This window comes from Pseudomonas sp. B111, assembly GCF_026428275.1.
GTDB lineage: Bacteria > Pseudomonadota > Gammaproteobacteria > Pseudomonadales > Pseudomonadaceae > Pseudomonas > Pseudomonas aeruginosa.
Genome location: NZ_CP097857.1, coordinates 2964082 through 2980034 on the forward strand (window position 1 = coordinate 2964082; position 15953 = coordinate 2980034).

Here is a 15953-nt window from a genome sequence, read left to right on the forward strand (position 1 = left end):
GCGGATGAACATCTTTCAACTTGAATGAAATTCATGGTCCAGCCACCCCCGGTCGGAAAGCCCCTGCCTTTGTTATGCTTTTCACCTTTCCGCCCACTGACGCCAGGTCCATCCATGTCCAGCCCGCTCACCGATCGCAGCGCCCGCCTGCAAGCCCTCCAGCACGCCCTCAGGGAACGTATCCTGATCCTCGATGGCGGCATGGGCACCATGATCCAGAGCTACAAGCTGGAAGAAGCCGACTACCGCGGCGAGCGCTTCGCCGACTGGCCGAGCGACGTGAAAGGCAACAACGACCTCTTGCTGCTCAGCCGCCCGGACGTGATCCAGGCCATCGAGAAGGCCTACCTCGACGCCGGCGCCGACATCCTCGAGACCAATACCTTCAACGCCACCCAGGTGTCCCAGGCCGACTACGGCATGCAGTCGCTGGCCTACGAACTCAACGTCGAAGGGGCGCGCCTGGCCCGCCAGGTGGCGGACGCGAAGACCGCCGAGACCCCGGACAAGCCGCGCTTCGTCGCCGGCGTGCTCGGCCCGACCAGCCGCACCTGCTCGATTTCCCCGGACGTGAACAACCCCGGCTACCGCAACGTCACCTTCGACGAACTGGTGGAGAACTACGTCGAGGCGACCCGCGGCCTGATCGAAGGCGGCGCCGACCTGATCCTGATCGAGACCATCTTCGACACCCTCAACGCCAAGGCGGCGATCTTCGCCGTCCAGGGCGTGTTCGAGGAACTCGGCGTGGAGCTGCCGATCATGATCTCCGGGACCATCACCGACGCCTCCGGCCGCACCCTGTCGGGCCAGACCACCGAGGCCTTCTGGAACTCGGTGCGGCATGCCCGGCCGATCTCGGTAGGCCTGAACTGCGCCCTCGGCGCCAAGGAATTGCGGCCGTACATCGAGGAACTGTCGACCAAGGCCGACACCCATGTCTCGGCCCACCCCAACGCCGGCCTGCCGAACGCCTTCGGCGAATACGACGAATCGCCGGCGGAAATGGCCGTGGTGGTCGAGGAATTCGCCGCCGCCGGCTTCCTCAATATCGTCGGCGGCTGCTGCGGTACCACCCCGGCGCACATCGAGGCGATCGCCAAGGCGGTGGCCAAGTACCCGCCGCGGGCCATCCCGGAGATTCCCCGGGCCTGCCGCCTGTCCGGCCTGGAGCCGTTCACCATCGACCGCAGCTCGCTGTTCGTCAACGTCGGCGAGCGCACCAACATCACCGGCTCGGCCAAGTTCGCCCGGCTGATCCGCGAGGAAAACTACGCGGAAGCCCTCGAGGTCGCCCAGCAGCAGGTGGAAGCCGGCGCCCAGGTGATCGACATCAACATGGACGAAGGCATGCTGGACTCGAAGGCGGCCATGGTCACCTTCCTCAACCTGATCGCCTCCGAGCCCGACATCTCGCGCGTGCCGATCATGATCGACTCCTCCAAGTGGGAGGTGATCGAGGCCGGCCTCAAGTGCATCCAGGGCAAGGGCATCGTCAACTCGATCTCGATGAAGGAAGGCGTCGAGGCCTTCAAGCACCATGCCCGCCTGTGCAAGCGCTACGGCGCCGCGGTGGTGGTGATGGCCTTCGACGAGGACGGCCAGGCCGACACCCAGGCGCGCAAGGAAGAAATCTGCAAGCGCTCCTACGACATCCTGGTCGACGAAGTCGGCTTCCCGCCGGAAGACATCATCTTCGACGCGAACATCTTCGCCATCGCCACCGGCATCGAGGAACACAACAACTACGCGGTCGATTTCATCAACGCCTGCGCCTACATCCGCGACCACCTGCCCTACGCCCTCAGCTCGGGCGGGGTGTCCAACGTGTCCTTCTCGTTCCGCGGCAACAACCCGGTGCGCGAGGCGATCCACTCGGTGTTCCTCTACTACGCGATCCGCAACGGCCTGACCATGGGCATCGTCAACGCCGGCCAGCTGGAAATCTACGACGAGATCCCGAAGGCGCTGCGCGACCGGGTCGAGGACGTGGTGCTCAACCGCACGCCCGAGGCCACCGAGGCCCTGCTGGCGATCGCCGACGACTACAAGGGCGGCGGCGCGGTCAAGGAGGCCGAGGACGAGGAATGGCGCAGCTACAGCGTCGAGAAGCGCCTCGAGCATGCGCTGGTCAAGGGCATCACCACCTGGATCGTCGAGGACACCGAGGAATGCCGCCAGCAGTGCGCGCGCCCCATCGAGGTCATCGAAGGTCCGCTGATGTCCGGGATGAACGTGGTCGGCGACCTGTTCGGCGCCGGCAAGATGTTCCTCCCGCAGGTGGTCAAGTCCGCGCGAGTGATGAAGCAGGCGGTGGCCCACCTGATTCCCTTCATCGAGGCGGAGAAAGGCGACAAGCCGGAAGCCAAGGGCAAGATCCTGATGGCCACGGTGAAGGGCGACGTGCACGACATCGGCAAGAACATCGTCGGCGTGGTGCTCGGCTGCAACGGCTATGACGTGGTCGACCTCGGCGTGATGGTGCCGGCGGAGAAGATCCTGCAGACCGCCATCGCCGAGAAATGCGACATCATCGGCCTGTCTGGCCTGATCACGCCGTCGCTGGACGAGATGGTCCACGTCGCCAAGGAAATGCAGCGGCAGAATTTCCAGTTGCCGCTGATGATCGGCGGCGCCACCACCTCGAAGGCGCATACCGCGGTGAAGATCGATCCGCAGTACAGCAACGACGCGGTGGTCTACGTCACCGACGCCTCGCGCGCGGTAGGCGTGGCCACCAGCCTGCTGTCCAAGGAGCTGAAGGCCGACTACGTGGCCCGCACCCGCGCCGACTACGCGGTGGTCCGCGAACGCACGGCCAACCGCAGCGCCCGCACCGAGCGGCTGAGCTACGAACAGGCGATCGCCAACAAGCCAGCGTTCGACTGGGCCGGCTACCAGGCGCCGACGCCTTCCTTCACCGGCGTCAGGGTGCTCGACGAGATCGACCTCGCGGTGCTCGCCGAGTACATCGACTGGACGCCGTTCTTCATTTCCTGGGACCTGGCCGGCAAGTACCCGCGCATCCTCACCGACGAGGTGGTCGGCGAGGCCGCCACCTCGTTGTTCAACGACGCCCAGGCGATGCTGAAGAAGCTGATCGACGAGAAGCTGATCAAGGCCCGCGCGGTGTTCGGCTTCTGGCCGGCCAACCAGGTCGAGCACGACGACCTGGAGGTCTACGGCGCCGACGGCGAGACCCTCGCCACCCTGCACCACCTGCGGCAGCAGACGATCAAGCCGGACGGCAAGCCGAACCTGTCGCTGGCCGATTTCGTCGCGCCGAAGGAAAGCGGCGTGCGCGACTACATCGGCGGCTTCATCACCACCGCCGGGATTGGCGCCGAGGAAGTGGCCAAGGCGTACGAAGCCAAGGGCGACGACTACAACAGCATCATGGTCAAGGCGCTCGCCGACCGCCTCGCCGAAGCCTGCGCCGAGTGGCTGCACGAGCGGGTGCGCAAGGAGTACTGGGGCTACGCCCGCGACGAGCACCTCGACAACGAGGCCTTGATCAAGGAGCAATACGTCGGCATCCGCCCGGCACCGGGCTACCCGGCCTGCCCCGACCATACCGAGAAAGGCACCCTGTTCGAACTGCTCGATCCGCAGGGCCTGTCCGGCGTCAGCCTGACCGAGCACTACGCGATGTTCCCCGCCGCGGCGGTCAGCGGTTGGTATTTCGCCCACCCGCAGGCGCAGTACTTCGCGGTCGGCAAGATCGACAAGGACCAGGTGGAACGCTACAGCCAGCGCAAGGGCCAGGAAGCCAGCGTCAGCGAGCGCTGGCTGGCGCCGAACCTTGGCTACGATGACTGACCAGGAAGGCGACGATGAAATTCCTCACTCCCGAGCAGATGGAAAAGCCGCGCAAGCGCCGCCTGCGCAAGAAACTGCGCCTGGGCGAGTTCCAGGAGTTCGGCTTCAGCTTCGAACTGACCTACGACCGCAGCGCCCTCTCCCACGACGATGCGCTGGACCATCTGATCGACTTCGTCGAGGCCCAGGGCTGGGTGTTCGGCGGCGGAGGCTCGCCGGAACAGGCGGAGATCAGCGGCTACCTGTGCCTGGCGCGGGTCGGCAGCCTGGACGAAGCGGACCGGGAAAGCGCCCGCCTGTGGCTGGAAGCCCAACCCTGGTGCAAGACCTTCGAGGTCGGCCCGTTGAGCGACTGCTGGCACAACTTCTTCGAGTGAAACCGGCGCCGGCATGACCTGGCCTGGCCTGGCGCCAGCAGGCGCGAAGCTGCGACCTACACCCGGATCAGGCGCGGTTCATGCCCCGTGTGGGCGAGAAAGGCCAGCAGGTCTGCGTAGCGGATGCACTCGGTGGCGGTATTCACCAACGGGTGGAAACCGAGCAACTGGTCCTGGCGAATGGCATCGTCGAGCAACACCTCGACCCTGTGCCGCGGATCGTTGACCAGCGCGAAAGGCGTCACGCAGCCCAGCTCGACGCCGAGGTATTCGCGCAGGCGCTCGACCGAGGCGAACGACAGGCGGCTTTCGCCGATCTGTTCGGCGATGCCCGGCAGGTCGGCCTCCTTGCGCTCGTCGAGCAGCACCAGGTAGTGGCGAGTACCCTTGCGGTTGCGCAGGAACAGGTTCTTGATGCCCTGGTCGGGCAATTCGATGCCCTGCGCGTAATATTCCTCGATGGAGGCGATGGCCGGATGCTCGACCCGCTGGCTGTCGATGGCCAGCTCGCGGAGCAACGCCAGAAGCGCCTGCTCGTCCATTTTCGCACTCATGGGACGCGCGCCCTCAGGTGAACTGCGAACCGGAACGGCGCACGAACTTGATCGACCACTTGAAGTTCGGCTTGCGCGTCACGCTGATCGGGCGCCGGGTCACGGTATCGATGGTGATGTTCCAGAACCCGGTGCTGGGCACCTTGATCTTCGCCGGGAAGCGGTCGAAGGCGCCGCCATGGTAGCTATGCCGCCCGCCATTCTTGAAACTGCGGAAATTGGCGTCGTTCATCAGGCGGATATTGCATTGCTGCGAGCACTCGATGACCACGATGTCGTCTTCGTTGAGGTGTTCGCGCTGGTGGACGAATTTCATGGAACGGTTCCGTTGCTGCGGTGGAGCGGAGCGCAACGATAGCACGTCGGCGCCGGCCATACCGCCTCATGACGGGCAATGGTAGGATGCGCGCCCCATGCGTAGCCAAGACCTCCACCAGCGCCTCGCCGATCTCGGCGCCAAGCCCCTGCATTGCGGGAGGATCGTCCGCGCCTGGCTGCAAGGCCGCGCCCTCGATGCCTGCACCGCCCGCCAGCCGGCCGAGGACTTCCTGCCGCTGAGCGTACGCCATGGCCTGCCGCAGGTCGCCGCGGAACTGGAAGGCATCGCCCGCCTGCACAGCGAGCATCCGGCGAGCGACGGCTCGTCGCGCCTGCTGGTGGAACTCGCCGACCGGCAGATGGTGGAAAGCGTGCTGCTGCCGCGCGGCGGGCTGTGCGTCTCGACCCAGGTCGGCTGCGCGGTCGGCTGCGTGTTCTGCATGACCGGCCGCAGCGGCCTGCTGCGCCAGGTCGGCAGCCTGGAAATGGTCGCCCAGGTGGTCCTGGCGCGGCGTCGGCGAGCGGTGAAGAAAGTGGTGTTCATGGGCATGGGCGAGCCGGCGCACAACCTCGACAACGTCCTCGAAGCCATCGACCTGCTCGGCACCGATGGCGGCATCGGCCACAAGAACCTGGTGTTCTCCACCGTCGGCGATCCCCGCGTGTTCGAGCGCCTGCCCCGGCAACGGGTGAAGCCCGCCCTCGCCCTGTCCCTGCACAGCACCCGCGCCGAACTGCGCCGGCAACTGTTGCCCAAGGCGCCGCCGCTGAGCCCGGAAGAACTGGTGGAAGCCGGCGAGGCCTACGCCCGCCGGGTCGACTATCCGATCCAGTACCAATGGACCCTGCTCGAAGGGATCAACGACAGCCTGGAGGAAATGGACGGCATCCTGCGCCTGCTCAAAGGCCGCTTCGCGGTGATGAACCTGATCCCCTATAACAGCATGGACGGCGACGCCTACCGGCGCCCGAGCGGGGAGCGGATCGTCGAGCTGGTGCGCTACCTGCACAGCCGCGGCGTGCTGACCAAGGTGCGCAACTCGGCCGGCCAGGACATCGACGGCGGCTGCGGGCAACTGCGCGCCAGGGCCACGCAGGGCACGGCGGAACGGCGCATCCCCGCCCGCCAGGCCTGAAGCCACCCTCCTCCCGCCAAGGGTCTAGACTCTCAGGGCAGGTATGGAAAAGGGAGGACCACCGATGGGTATCGAGACGGAAGAACCGAACCAGAAGCCGCCGACCTTCTGGCAGATGCTGCACAGCGTGATGGCTGCCGCCTTCGGCGTACAGAGCGGGCGAAACCGCGCCCGCGACTTCAGCCACGGCAAGCCCGTGCACTTCATCATGCTGGGCCTGCTCTTCACCCTGGTGTTCGTGCTGTTGCTGGCCGGGATCGTGAAACTGGTGCTGAGCCTCAGCGGCCTGTGACCTCTGCGCCGCCGAGGCGGGCTTTCACTGGTGGCTGACCCAGAACACCGCGGTAGCCACCACCAGCAGGATCAGGACGAAGGCCGCGCGGGCGTCGACCACGCTGTCGCGGTTTTCCTGGGTTTTGCTCGGCTCGCTCATGACTCCCCCTGTTTCTTGTGGGTATCGGGACGAAGACATCGAAAGGCACCCTCCAGTTAAGACCAGCGCCGCCCATCGCTCAAGAAAGGCGCCGTTGCGAAGCGGTTATGCTTGCCTGGCGACTTAGTCTTTTCGGTTCTTACCATATACTCAAACATCACTTTTACGCATAAATATGAACTGGTATCGTGCGCCCACTCCGCGTGGAGCGCGTAGCCGTGCGCGCTGGTTAACGCAGTAAGCCGCATAGCCTGACAGCAGGAATATTCATGTACGTATACGACGAGTACGACCAACGGATCGTCGAGGACCGCGTCAAGCAGTTCCGCGACCAGACCCGCCGTTACCTGGCGGGTGAATTGACCGGTGAGGAGTTCCGCCCGCTGCGCCTGCAGAACGGTCTCTATATCCAGCGCTATGCCCCGATGCTGCGCATCGCCGTTCCCTATGGCCTGCTCTCCTCGCGCCAACTGCGCAAGCTGGCGCAGATCGCCCGCGACTACGACAAGGGCTACGCCCACATCAGCACCCGGCAGAACGTGCAGTTCAACTGGCCGGAGCTGGAAGACGTGCCGGAAATCCTCGCCGAGCTGGCCACCGTGCAGATGCACGCGATTCAGACCAGCGGCAACTGCATCCGCAACACCACCACCGACCAGTTCGCCGGCGTCGCCCGCGACGAGCTGGTGGACCCGCGCCCCTGGTGCGAGATCATCCGCCAATGGTCGACCTTCCACCCCGAGTTCGCCCACCTGCCGCGCAAGTTCAAGATCGCGGTGAACGGCGCGGTGAGCGACCGTGCCGCCATCGAAGTGCACGACATCGGCCTGGAGGCGGTGAAGAACGAGGCCGGCGAGCTCGGCTTCCGCGTCTCGGTCGGCGGCGGCCTGGGCCGAACCCCCATCGTCGGCAGCTTCATCAATGAATTCCTGCCCTGGCAGCACCTGCTCGGCTACCTGGATGCCATCCTGCGCGTCTACAACCGCTATGGCCGGCGCGACAACAAGTACAAGGCGCGGATCAAGATCCTGGTCAAGGCGCTGACCCCGGAAGTCTTCGCCGAGCGCGTCGAGGCCGAATGGGCCAACCTCAAGGACGGACCGAGCACCCTCACCGAGGCGGAAGTCCAGCGCGTCGCCGCGCATTTCGTCGATCCGGCCTACAAGGCCCTCGACGACCTCGATGAATCCCTCGCCCGGCTCGACGCGGAGCACCCCGGCTTCGCCCGCTGGCGCGCACGCAACACCTTCGCCCACAAGAAGCCCGGCTACGTCGCCGTGACGCTCTCGCTGAAGCCCACCGGCACCGCGCCGGGAGACGTCACCGACAAACAGCTGGAGGCCATCGCCGATCTCGCCGACCGCTACAGCTTCGGCGAGGTGCGCAACAGCCATAACCAGAACATCATTCTCGCCGACGTCGAGCAGGGCGAACTCTTCGCCCTCTGGGGCGAACTGCGCGAACTGGGCTTCGCCACCCCCAACGTCGGCCTGCTGACCGACATCATCTGCTGCCCGGGCGGTGACTTCTGCTCCCTGGCCAACGCCAAGTCGATCCCGATCGCCGAGGCCATCCAGCGCCGCTTCGACAACCTCGACTACCTGTTCGACATCGGCGACATCGACCTGAACATCTCCGGTTGCATGAACGCCTGCGGCCATCACCATGTCGGCCACATCGGCATCCTCGGGGTCGACAAGAAAGGCGCGGAGTTCTACCAGGTCTCCCTCGGCGGCAGCTCGGCGCGCGACGCCAGCCTCGGGCAGATCCTCGGCCCGTCCTTCGCCCAGGAGCAGATGGCCGACGTGATCGACAAGATCATCCAGGTCTACGTGGAACGCCGGACCGAGGAAGAACCCTTCATCGACACCTTCCGCCGTATCGGTATCGACCCGTTCAAGGAGCGCGTATATGCAGCGAATCATTAAGGACCGCCAGGTGGTCGACGACCGCTGGCACTTGCTGCCCAAGGACGCGACCCTGGAAAGCGTACCCAACAGCGACGACGTGATCATCCCGCTGGCCCTGTGGCTCGAGCACGGCCCGGCCCTGCGCGGCCGCGACGGCGGCCTGGGGGTCTGGCTGGACGCGGACGAGGAGCCGGAAAGCATCGCCGGCGACCTCGACAGGTTCCAGGTGATCGCGGTGAACTTCCCCGCCTTTACCGATGGCCGCGGCTTCAGCAGCGCGCGCCTGCTGCGCGAGCGCTACGGCTACAAGGGCGAGATCCGCGCGATCGGCGACGTGCTGCGCGACCAGTTGTTCTTCATGCGCCGCTGCGGCTTCGACGCCTATGCCATCCGTGCCGACCGCAGCCCGGAAGACGCCCTGGCCAGCCTGGACGACTTCAGCGAGGTCTACCAGACCTCGGTGGAGCAGCCGCTGCCGCTGTTCCGCCGCCGCGGCTGAACCCGGCCCTGACGAAAAAGCCCCGCAGCCGCGGGGCTTTTTCGTTCCCGAGGTCACGGACGCCTCAGGCCGCCCGCACGCTGTCCCAGGCCACCTGCGCCAGCAGTTCGCGACAGTCGGCCAACGCCACCCGGGTTCGCCCGGCCAGCCACTGGCGGGCAAGGTCGTGGGCCGGGCCGATCACCACCGAAGCAAAGCAGTCGTCCGGCATCTCGCGGAACAGGCCCTCGGCCCGATATCCCGCCAGCGCCGCATGGATCCGCGCGAAGTGGGCCTGGTTGTCGGCCCGCAGGCGCTCGCCCAACTCCCCCGCCTCTACCCGCCCGCGGCTGTGCAGGATGAAGCGTGCCCAGTCAGGATTCGCCACGACCCAGTCGATATAGCTGGTGACCAGCAACCTGACCGTTTCCTCGGCGCTGCACGCCCTGGCGAAGCCGGCTTCAAGCAACGCCGCGTACTGGCCGATCCCGGCCAGGTACAGTTCGCCATGGATGCGTTCCTTGTTGCCGAAATGGTGGTAGAGGCTACCGATGCTCGCTCCGGAACGGTCGCGGATCATCTCGATGGTGGTGGCGTCTACGCCATGCTCGCTGAAGCAGGCCAGGGCGGCCTGGAGAATCTCGTCTTTGCGGGAAGAACGGCCCATGTCGGTCCTTGTCGATAATCGTCGAAACGCTGACTAGAATATTTTTCTAGAATAAATTTCTAACCTTCGTATACTGCCCCGGTGCGCACACATCTTCAATCCTGAAACGCCCGGAGTTTTCCATGAGTCAGATGATGCAGATGTACCAGCAGGTCGGCCCGGCCCAGTTCAGCGCCATGATCGGCCAGTTCGCACCCTATTTCGCCAGCATCGCCCCGCAGTTCGTCGAACTGCGTCCCGGCTATGCCGAAGTCACCTTCCCCAAGCGCCGCGAGGTGCTGAACCATATCGGCACGGTGCATGCCATCGCCCTGTGCAATGCCGCCGAACTGGCCGCCGGGACCATGACCGACGCCTCGATTCCCGCCGGCCATCGCTGGATTCCGCGCGGCATGACCGTCGAGTACCTGGTCAAGGCCACTGGCGACGTGCGCGCGGTGGCCGACGGCAGCCAGATCGACTGGCAAGCCACCGGCAACCTGGTGGTGCCGGTGGTCGCCTATGTCGACGACAAGCCGGTATTCCGCGCCGAGATCACCATGTACGTCAGCCAGGCCTGACCGCCAAGGCGCCCCGGCCGTGCTTTCGGCCGGCTGGAGGCGCCCTGGCGGCCAGCTCTATTCTCGAAGCCATGAGCAGACCACGGAGACCGGCATGAACCCTCCGCAACCACGCCTCATCGATAACGGCAACGGCCATCCGCTGGCCAGCCATTGGTACCGGCCTGCCGGGGAGCCGCGCGGCTATCTCCTGATCGTCCCGGCGATGGGCGTGGAACAGCGGTTCTACGCGCCCTTCGCCGCCTGGCTGGCAGAGCGCGGCTACCTGGCCATCACCTTCGACTACCTGGGCATGGGGCAATCGCGCAACGGCTCGCTGCGCGGTCTCGAGGTCGATGTGCTGGGCTGGGCCCGTCATGACTGCAGCGCCATGCTCGCCGCCGCGCTCGCCGAGAGCGGGAGCAAGCCCCTGTACTGGATCGGCCATAGCCTGGGCGGCCAGATCCTGCCCTTCGTCGAAGGGCGCGAGCGTATCGAGAGGGTCTTCAGCATCGCCAGCGGCAGTGGCTACTGGAAGGAAAACAGCCCGCGGTTGCGCAACAAGGTCTGGTTGTTCTGGTACCTCGTCGCGCCCCTGCTGACGCCGCTGCTCGGCTATTTTCCCGGGCGCCGCCTGGGCATGGTCGGCGACCTGCCGCGCGGGGTGATCGAACAATGGCGACGCTGGTGCCTGCATCCGCAGTACGCCCTCGCGGATGGCGAGGCTATCCGCCGCGCCTTCTCCGCCGTACGCACGCCCATCGTGTCGCTGTCGTTCACCGACGATGAAATGATGTCCCGACGCAGCATCGAGTCGCTGCTGGGCTTCTACCGCGAAGCGCCGAAAACCGCCTGGCGCATCGCTCCCGAGGAAATCGGCGCCCGCCACATCGGCCATTTCGGCTTCTTCCGGCCGCAGTTCGCCGAATCGCTCTGGGCGGGCTACCTGTTGCCGGAGCTGGGCTCCGGCAACGCCCTCAGCCGAGGTTGACCAGCACCCGGCCGACCAGCTTGCCGGCGAGGATCTGGTTGATCGCCCCCGGCAGCTCTTCGAGGGCGATCTCGCGCGCCACCTCTTCGAGGTTGTCGAGCTTCCATTGCAGCGACAGCTTGTCCCACATGGATGCCTTGACCACCAGCGGCAGCTCCACCGAGTCCACCCCGAGCAGGTTGACCCCGCGCAGGATGAACGGCAGCACCGAGGCCTTGAAGCCGGCGCCGGCGGTCAGGCCGCAGCAGGCGACGCTGCCGCCGTACTGCAACGACTTGACCACGTTGAAGAGGATGTCGCCGCCGACGGTGTCCACCGCGCCGGCCCACTGTTCCTTGAGCAACGGCTTGTCGACGCCATCGGCCACGGTGGCGCGATCGAGGATCTGCTTGGCCCCCAGGCGGTTGAGGAACTCGGCCTGCTCCAGCTTGCCGGTGGCGGCCGCCACGGTGTAGCCGAGCTTGGCCAGCAGTTCCACGGCGATACTGCCGACCCCGCCGCTGGCGCCGGTGACCAGCACCGAGCCATGGTCGGGGCGCAGGCCGCTGCGCTCCAGCTTTTCTACGCAGAGCGCCGCGGTCAGGCCGGCGGTGCCGAGGATCATCGCCTCGCGCAGGCTCAGGCCTTGCGGGCGCTTGATCACCCAGGCCGCGGGCACGCGGATGTACTGGCCGAAACCGCCGGCGGTGTTCATGCCCAGGTCGTAGCCGGTGACGATCACCTCGTCGCCGGCCGCGAACTCGGCCACCGAGGACTCGGCGACCACACCGGCGGCATCGATGCCGGGGGTATGCGGGTACTTGCGGGTCACCCCGCGGTTGCCGCTGGCGGACAGCGCATCCTTGTAGTTCAGCGAGGAATACTGCACGCGGATCAGTACGTCGCCCGCCGGCAGGTCGCCGGTATCGCGCTCGACCACCTGCGTTTCGTAAACGCCGTGGGGCGCTTCCGTCACCCACAACGCCTTGAATACAGCCATTTCGACCTCCTCTCGTGAAAACCCTGAAGACAGCGTGTTCGTCCCTGTCGGCGCCGGCCTATTGCCAGAACTTCTGCTGGTTGAGCCGCCCCCACCAGGTCACCAGCACGCGGTCGATAACCACGCTGGCGGCCAGGCCGACGCGTTCCTGCAGGCTCTTGCGCTCGACGAATTGCACCTGGTAGACATCGCGCTCCCTGGCCTGCTCGGCCAGGTACTCGTCGCTGGTCTTGAGTTCGTCCACCAGCAGCTTGCCCAGTGCGGCCTGGCCCAGCCAGACCTCGCCGGTGGCGATCTCGTCCATGTTCAGTTGCGGCCGGTAGTGGGCCACGAAGTTCTTGAACAGTTCGTGGGTCACCTCCAGGTCCTCCTGGAACTTTTCCCGGCCCTTCTCGGTGTTCTCGCCGAATACCGTCAGCGTACGCTTGTATTCGCCGGCGGTAAGCACCTCGAAGTCAATATCGTGCTTCTTCAACAGCCGGTGGACGTTGGGCAACTGCGCCACCACGCCGATCGAGCCGAGGATGGCGAAGGGCGCGGAAAGGATCCGATCGCCGATGCAGGCCATCATGTAGCCGCCGCTGGCCGCCACCTTGTCGACGCACACGGTCAGCGGCACGCCGGCCTGGCGGATGCGCGCCAGTTGCGAGGCCGCCAGGCCGTAGCCATGGACCATGCCACCGCCGCTTTCCAGGCGCAGCACCACCTCGTCGTCCTTGCCCGCCATGCTCAGCACCGCAGTCACTTCGTGGCGCAGTTGCTCGGTAGCCGAGGCCTTGATGTCGCCGTCGAAATCGAGCACGTAGACCCGCGACTTCTGTTCAGGATGTTTCTTCGCCTGCTTCGCCGCCTTGCTCTCCTCCTTGCGCAAGGCCTTGAGGCTGGCCTTGTCGAGGACGCTGTGGCGGACCCGCTCGCGCAGGTCCTTGTAGAAATCGTTGAGTTTCTGCACGTCGAGGTGCCCGCCTGCGCCGCGCCGGCCGCGGCCGCGCAGGGCGACGATCACCACCAGCACCACGATGATCGCCGCCAGCACGGTCACGGTCCTGGCCAGAAAGCCCGCATATTCGGCAATGAACTCCACACAACCCCCTCTCTACTGTTGACGCACCCGTCTACGGGCGACACGATTGCGCAAGCATACCCAGGCCACCGACGGGCGGCCAGCGATGCCGCTGCCTGGAGAGCCTTTGCAGGGCGCGCCCGGAGCAGCCGATAAAGGCAGCGAATGACATTCAAACAAGCGTATGTTTTTTCGTTGACAGCCCTGGGTGATCCTCATACCCTCGCGGAACTTTCACCCGCCGAGGTCCGCCCGTGGGCAGCATCTACCTGATTCGACATGGCCAGGCGTCGTTCGGTGCCGACGACTACGACGTGCTGTCGCCGACCGGCATCCGCCAGGCGGAAATCCTCGGCGACCACCTGCTGAACCTCGGCGTCCGTTTCGACCGCGTCCTCAGCGGCGGCTTGCGCCGCCAGCAGCACACCGCCCGCGCCGCCCTCGAACGCCTGGAGTCCTCCGGGCTGGCCACGCCGGAGCTGGAAGTCGATCCGGCGTTCAACGAATTCGAAGCCGACGCGGTGATCCGCGCGCACCTGCCGGACCTGCTCGAGGAGCAGCCGGAAGCCTTGCACATCCTTCGCCATGCGGCCGAGCATCGGGCCGAGTTCCAGCGCCTGTTCTCCACCATCATCGCGCGCTGGGTTTCCGGCAACCATGAGAAAGATGGGCTGGAAAGCTGGCAGGAATTCCTCGATAAGGTCCATGACGGTCTTCGTCGTCTGCTGGCGCAGGCCAGCGGCAAGGACAGGGTCGCCGTGTTTACCTCCGGCGGTACCATTACCGCCCTGCTCCAACTGATCGTCGGCGTTCCGCCGCTCAAGGCCTTCGAGCTGAACTGGCAGATCGTCAATACCTCGCTGACTCGCCTGAGATTCCGCGGCGAGGAAGTGTCCCTGGCTTCCTTCAACAGTCACGTGCACCTGGAACTGTTGAAGGCGCCGGAACTCATCACCTATCGATGAGCCGGCCTACCGCGACCGTTCCGGTCGCCGAAAAAACCCTAGAAGAAAGGAATAGAACCCATGACCACCGTTGCTGACATCGTCTCCACCATGAAAAGCAAGTTCAACGCCAGCGCGGCCGCCGGCCTGGATCTGGTGTTCCAGTTCAACATCGAAGACGGCGACAACCACTACCTGGTCGTCAAGGACGGTACCTGCGAAGTGGTACAGGGCGACGCCGAGAACCCCAACGTCACCCTGATCATGGACAGCGAAACCCTGAAGGGCATCACCAGCGGCGAGACCGACGGCATGCAGGCCTTCATGGCCGGCAAGCTGCGCGCCGAAGGCGACATGATGCTGGCGATGAAGCTGGGCGAACTGTTCCCGGTCTGACCGTTTCCGGCGCCATGCCAGAAGGAAAACCGGAGTCCCTCGCGGCTCCGGTTTTTTTTCGTCCGGCATTCCTCCAGGCCGACGATCAGGGACCGTGATGGAGCGGCAACACGCTTGCCCATAACGCCCGGCGGCGGCTTGTGAGGGCCGGGACAGGGCATTAGATTAGCCAATTATCGCCGGCCACCATCATTGCGCAGCCTGATGCGCGCACCGGCTCCCGCGGCTCCGCCGTGGCACCACGAGAAGGGAACCCCATGTCGCTGACCGACCAATCCACTCGCATCCGCGCCGGCGAAGAACTTGACGCCGCCGTCATCGACCCGTACCTGAAAGCCCATATCCCCGGCCTCGAAGGCACCCCGAAGATCAGCCAGTTCCCCGGTGGCGCGTCCAACCTGACCTACCTGATCGAGTATCCGCGCCAGGAGTTCGTCCTGCGTCGCCCGCCATTCGGCCACAAGGCCAAGTCGGCCCACGACATGGGCCGCGAATACCGCATCCTGAACCAGTTGAACGCAGGCTTCCCCTACTGCCCGAAAGCCTACCTCTACTGCACCGACGAGTCGGTGATCGGCGCCGAGTTCTACGTCATGGAACGGGTCAAGGGCATCATCCTGCGCGCCGAACTGCCGCCTGAGCTGAATCTCGACGAACAACAGACCCGCAGCCTGTGCAAGAGCTTCATCGACAAGTTCGTCGAACTGCACAACGTCGACTACGCCGCCTGCGGACTGGCCGACCTGGGCCGCCCGGACGGCTACGTGCAGCGCCAGATCGCCGGCTGGACCGACCGCTACGAGAAGGCCCTGACCCCCGACGCGCCGCTCTGGGAACCGGTCAAGGCCTGGCTCAAGGACAAGCAGCCGGCCGATCACCACAAGCCGGGCATCGTGCACAACGACTACCGCTTCGACAACGTGATCCTCGACCCGGACAACCCGATGCAGATCATCGGCGTGCTGGACTGGGAACTGGCCACCCTCGGCGATCCGCTGATGGACCTCGGCAACACCCTCGCCTACTGGGTGGAAGCCGGCGACCCGGCTCCGGTGCAGCTGACCCGCCGCCAGCCCAGCCACCTGCCGGGCATGCTGACCCGCCGGGAGTTCGCCGACTACTACGCCGAGCGGGCCGGGATCCCGCCGATCGACAACCTGGACTTCTACTACACCTATGGCCTGTTCCGTCTTGCCGGCATCGTCCAGCAGATCTACTACCGCTACTACCACGGGCAGACCCAGGACAAGCGTTTCGCCCAGTTCGTGCAGATGAACAAGCTGCTGGAGCAGATGAGCCTGCAGGCCATCGAGCGCTCCCGCCTGTAACCGACCACTACAAGGGGATAG

The 15953-nt window shown here is 65.5% G+C and carries 16 protein-coding genes; 11 read left to right on the top strand and 5 right to left on the bottom strand.

What is annotated here, in order from left to right:
* Positions 1 to 114 precede the first annotated feature (114 nt).
* Positions 115 to 3819 carry a methionine synthase gene (metH, locus tag M6E97_RS13660; RefSeq protein ID WP_003088025.1) on the top strand — a complete coding sequence of 1235 codons (3705 nt, stop codon included), beginning with the start codon at positions 115 to 117 and terminating at the stop codon, positions 3817 to 3819.
* Positions 3820 to 3833: 14 nt separating this feature from the next.
* Entirely contained in the window at positions 3834 to 4196 is a 363-nt protein-coding gene (locus tag M6E97_RS13665) for a YggL family protein (RefSeq protein ID WP_003108731.1), read from the top strand.
* Positions 4197 to 4252: 56 nt separating this feature from the next.
* On the opposite strand, the gene M6E97_RS13670 is transcribed toward M6E97_RS13665, so the two are convergent.
* Both M6E97_RS13670 and M6E97_RS13675 read right to left on the bottom strand, forming a co-directional pair.
* A complete protein-coding gene (locus M6E97_RS13670) occupies positions 4253 to 4750 on the bottom strand; it encodes a prolyl-tRNA synthetase associated domain-containing protein (RefSeq protein ID WP_003120234.1) in 498 nt (165 codons plus the stop codon).
* Positions 4751 to 4763: 13 nt separating this feature from the next.
* The gene (locus M6E97_RS13675; RefSeq protein ID WP_003122824.1) at positions 4764 to 5126 is read right to left on the bottom strand and encodes a DUF1883 domain-containing protein; all 363 of its coding nucleotides are present in this window, start codon (positions 5124 to 5126) and stop codon (positions 4764 to 4766) included.
* A 37-nt stretch (positions 5127 to 5163) separates the two neighbouring features.
* On the opposite strand from M6E97_RS13675, the gene M6E97_RS13680 reads away from it, so the two are divergent.
* From M6E97_RS13680 to M6E97_RS13695, 4 genes are all read left to right on the top strand, one after another.
* Positions 5164 to 6204 (top strand): RNA methyltransferase, encoded by a 1041-nt coding sequence (locus tag M6E97_RS13680; protein ID WP_015503100.1) that lies wholly within the window; start codon positions 5164 to 5166, stop codon positions 6202 to 6204.
* Between the two features lie 64 nt (positions 6205 to 6268).
* Positions 6269 to 6496 carry a DUF2970 domain-containing protein gene (locus M6E97_RS13685; protein ID WP_003088007.1) on the top strand — a complete coding sequence of 76 codons (228 nt, stop codon included), beginning with the start codon at positions 6269 to 6271 and terminating at the stop codon, positions 6494 to 6496.
* Positions 6497 to 6906: 410 nt separating this feature from the next.
* Positions 6907 to 8565, top strand: a complete 1659-nt coding sequence (locus tag M6E97_RS13690; RefSeq protein ID WP_003098180.1) for a nitrite/sulfite reductase — start codon at positions 6907 to 6909, stop codon at positions 8563 to 8565.
* Positions 8549 to 9046 (top strand): DUF934 domain-containing protein, encoded by a 498-nt coding sequence (locus M6E97_RS13695; RefSeq protein WP_003088003.1) that lies wholly within the window; start codon positions 8549 to 8551, stop codon positions 9044 to 9046. The genes M6E97_RS13690 and M6E97_RS13695 overlap by 17 nt, the downstream gene beginning before the upstream one ends.
* Before the next feature lie 64 nt (positions 9047 to 9110).
* Here M6E97_RS13695 and M6E97_RS13700 read toward each other — a convergent pair whose 3' ends face one another.
* Entirely contained in the window at positions 9111 to 9692 is a 582-nt protein-coding gene (locus tag M6E97_RS13700) for a TetR/AcrR family transcriptional regulator (protein WP_024947219.1), read from the bottom strand.
* A gap of 122 nt (positions 9693 to 9814) precedes the next feature.
* On the opposite strand from M6E97_RS13700, the gene M6E97_RS13705 reads away from it, so the two are divergent.
* The gene (locus M6E97_RS13705) at positions 9815 to 10252 is read left to right on the top strand and encodes a hotdog fold domain-containing protein (RefSeq protein WP_024947218.1); all 438 of its coding nucleotides are present in this window, start codon (positions 9815 to 9817) and stop codon (positions 10250 to 10252) included.
* Between the two features lie 94 nt (positions 10253 to 10346).
* Complete coding sequence (locus M6E97_RS13710; RefSeq protein ID WP_003087999.1) at positions 10347 to 11222, top strand: alpha/beta fold hydrolase; 876 nt, start codon at positions 10347 to 10349, stop codon at positions 11220 to 11222.
* Here the strand turns inward: M6E97_RS13710 and M6E97_RS13715 are convergent.
* Together M6E97_RS13715 and sohB are read right to left on the bottom strand one after the other, a co-directional pair.
* Complete coding sequence (locus M6E97_RS13715; RefSeq protein WP_003087998.1) at positions 11209 to 12201, bottom strand: YhdH/YhfP family quinone oxidoreductase; 993 nt, start codon at positions 12199 to 12201, stop codon at positions 11209 to 11211. The two genes, M6E97_RS13710 and M6E97_RS13715, sit on opposite strands and share 14 nt — an antisense overlap.
* Positions 12202 to 12259: 58 nt before the next feature.
* Complete coding sequence (gene sohB, locus M6E97_RS13720) at positions 12260 to 13285, bottom strand: protease SohB (RefSeq protein ID WP_003087997.1); 1026 nt, start codon at positions 13283 to 13285, stop codon at positions 12260 to 12262.
* Between the two features lie 233 nt (positions 13286 to 13518).
* Here sohB and M6E97_RS13725 point away from each other — a divergent pair, with 233 nt between their 5' ends.
* The 3 genes from M6E97_RS13725 to M6E97_RS13735 all read left to right on the top strand — a co-directional run bounded on the left by M6E97_RS13725 (position 13519) and on the right by M6E97_RS13735 (position 15932).
* Positions 13519 to 14229 (top strand): histidine phosphatase family protein, encoded by a 711-nt coding sequence (locus M6E97_RS13725; protein ID WP_004349259.1) that lies wholly within the window; start codon positions 13519 to 13521, stop codon positions 14227 to 14229.
* Between the two features lie 60 nt (positions 14230 to 14289).
* Positions 14290 to 14604, top strand: a complete 315-nt coding sequence (locus M6E97_RS13730) for an SCP2 sterol-binding domain-containing protein (RefSeq protein WP_003087993.1) — start codon at positions 14290 to 14292, stop codon at positions 14602 to 14604.
* A gap of 257 nt (positions 14605 to 14861) precedes the next feature.
* A complete protein-coding gene (locus M6E97_RS13735; RefSeq protein ID WP_003087989.1) occupies positions 14862 to 15932 on the top strand; it encodes a phosphotransferase family protein in 1071 nt (356 codons plus the stop codon).
* Positions 15933 to 15953: the final 21 nt, after the last annotated feature.

What these genes read in the sequence shown, in the direction of transcription:
- metH (WP_003088025.1), top strand. Translation starts at nt 115, where the DNA reads ATGTCCAGCCCGCTCACCGATCGCAGCGCCCGCCTGCAAGCCCTCCAG.
- M6E97_RS13665 (WP_003108731.1), top strand. Translation starts at nt 3,834, where the DNA reads ATGAAATTCCTCACTCCCGAGCAGATGGAAAAGCCGCGCAAGCGCCGC.
- M6E97_RS13670 (WP_003120234.1), bottom strand. Translation starts at nt 4,750, where the DNA reads ATGAGTGCGAAAATGGACGAGCAGGCGCTTCTGGCGTTGCTCCGCGAG.
- M6E97_RS13675 (WP_003122824.1), bottom strand. Translation starts at nt 5,126, where the DNA reads ATGGCCGGCGCCGACGTGCTATCGTTGCGCTCCGCTCCACCGCAGCAA.
- M6E97_RS13680 (WP_015503100.1), top strand. Translation starts at nt 5,164, where the DNA reads ATGCGTAGCCAAGACCTCCACCAGCGCCTCGCCGATCTCGGCGCCAAG.
- M6E97_RS13685 (WP_003088007.1), top strand. Translation starts at nt 6,269, where the DNA reads ATGGGTATCGAGACGGAAGAACCGAACCAGAAGCCGCCGACCTTCTGG.
- M6E97_RS13690 (WP_003098180.1), top strand. Translation starts at nt 6,907, where the DNA reads ATGTACGTATACGACGAGTACGACCAACGGATCGTCGAGGACCGCGTC.
- M6E97_RS13695 (WP_003088003.1), top strand. Translation starts at nt 8,549, where the DNA reads ATGCAGCGAATCATTAAGGACCGCCAGGTGGTCGACGACCGCTGGCAC.
- M6E97_RS13700 (WP_024947219.1), bottom strand. Translation starts at nt 9,692, where the DNA reads ATGGGCCGTTCTTCCCGCAAAGACGAGATTCTCCAGGCCGCCCTGGCC.
- M6E97_RS13705 (WP_024947218.1), top strand. Translation starts at nt 9,815, where the DNA reads ATGAGTCAGATGATGCAGATGTACCAGCAGGTCGGCCCGGCCCAGTTC.
- M6E97_RS13710 (WP_003087999.1), top strand. Translation starts at nt 10,347, where the DNA reads ATGAACCCTCCGCAACCACGCCTCATCGATAACGGCAACGGCCATCCG.
- M6E97_RS13715 (WP_003087998.1), bottom strand. Translation starts at nt 12,201, where the DNA reads ATGGCTGTATTCAAGGCGTTGTGGGTGACGGAAGCGCCCCACGGCGTT.
- M6E97_RS13730 (WP_003087993.1), top strand. Translation starts at nt 14,290, where the DNA reads ATGACCACCGTTGCTGACATCGTCTCCACCATGAAAAGCAAGTTCAAC.
- M6E97_RS13735 (WP_003087989.1), top strand. Translation starts at nt 14,862, where the DNA reads ATGTCGCTGACCGACCAATCCACTCGCATCCGCGCCGGCGAAGAACTT.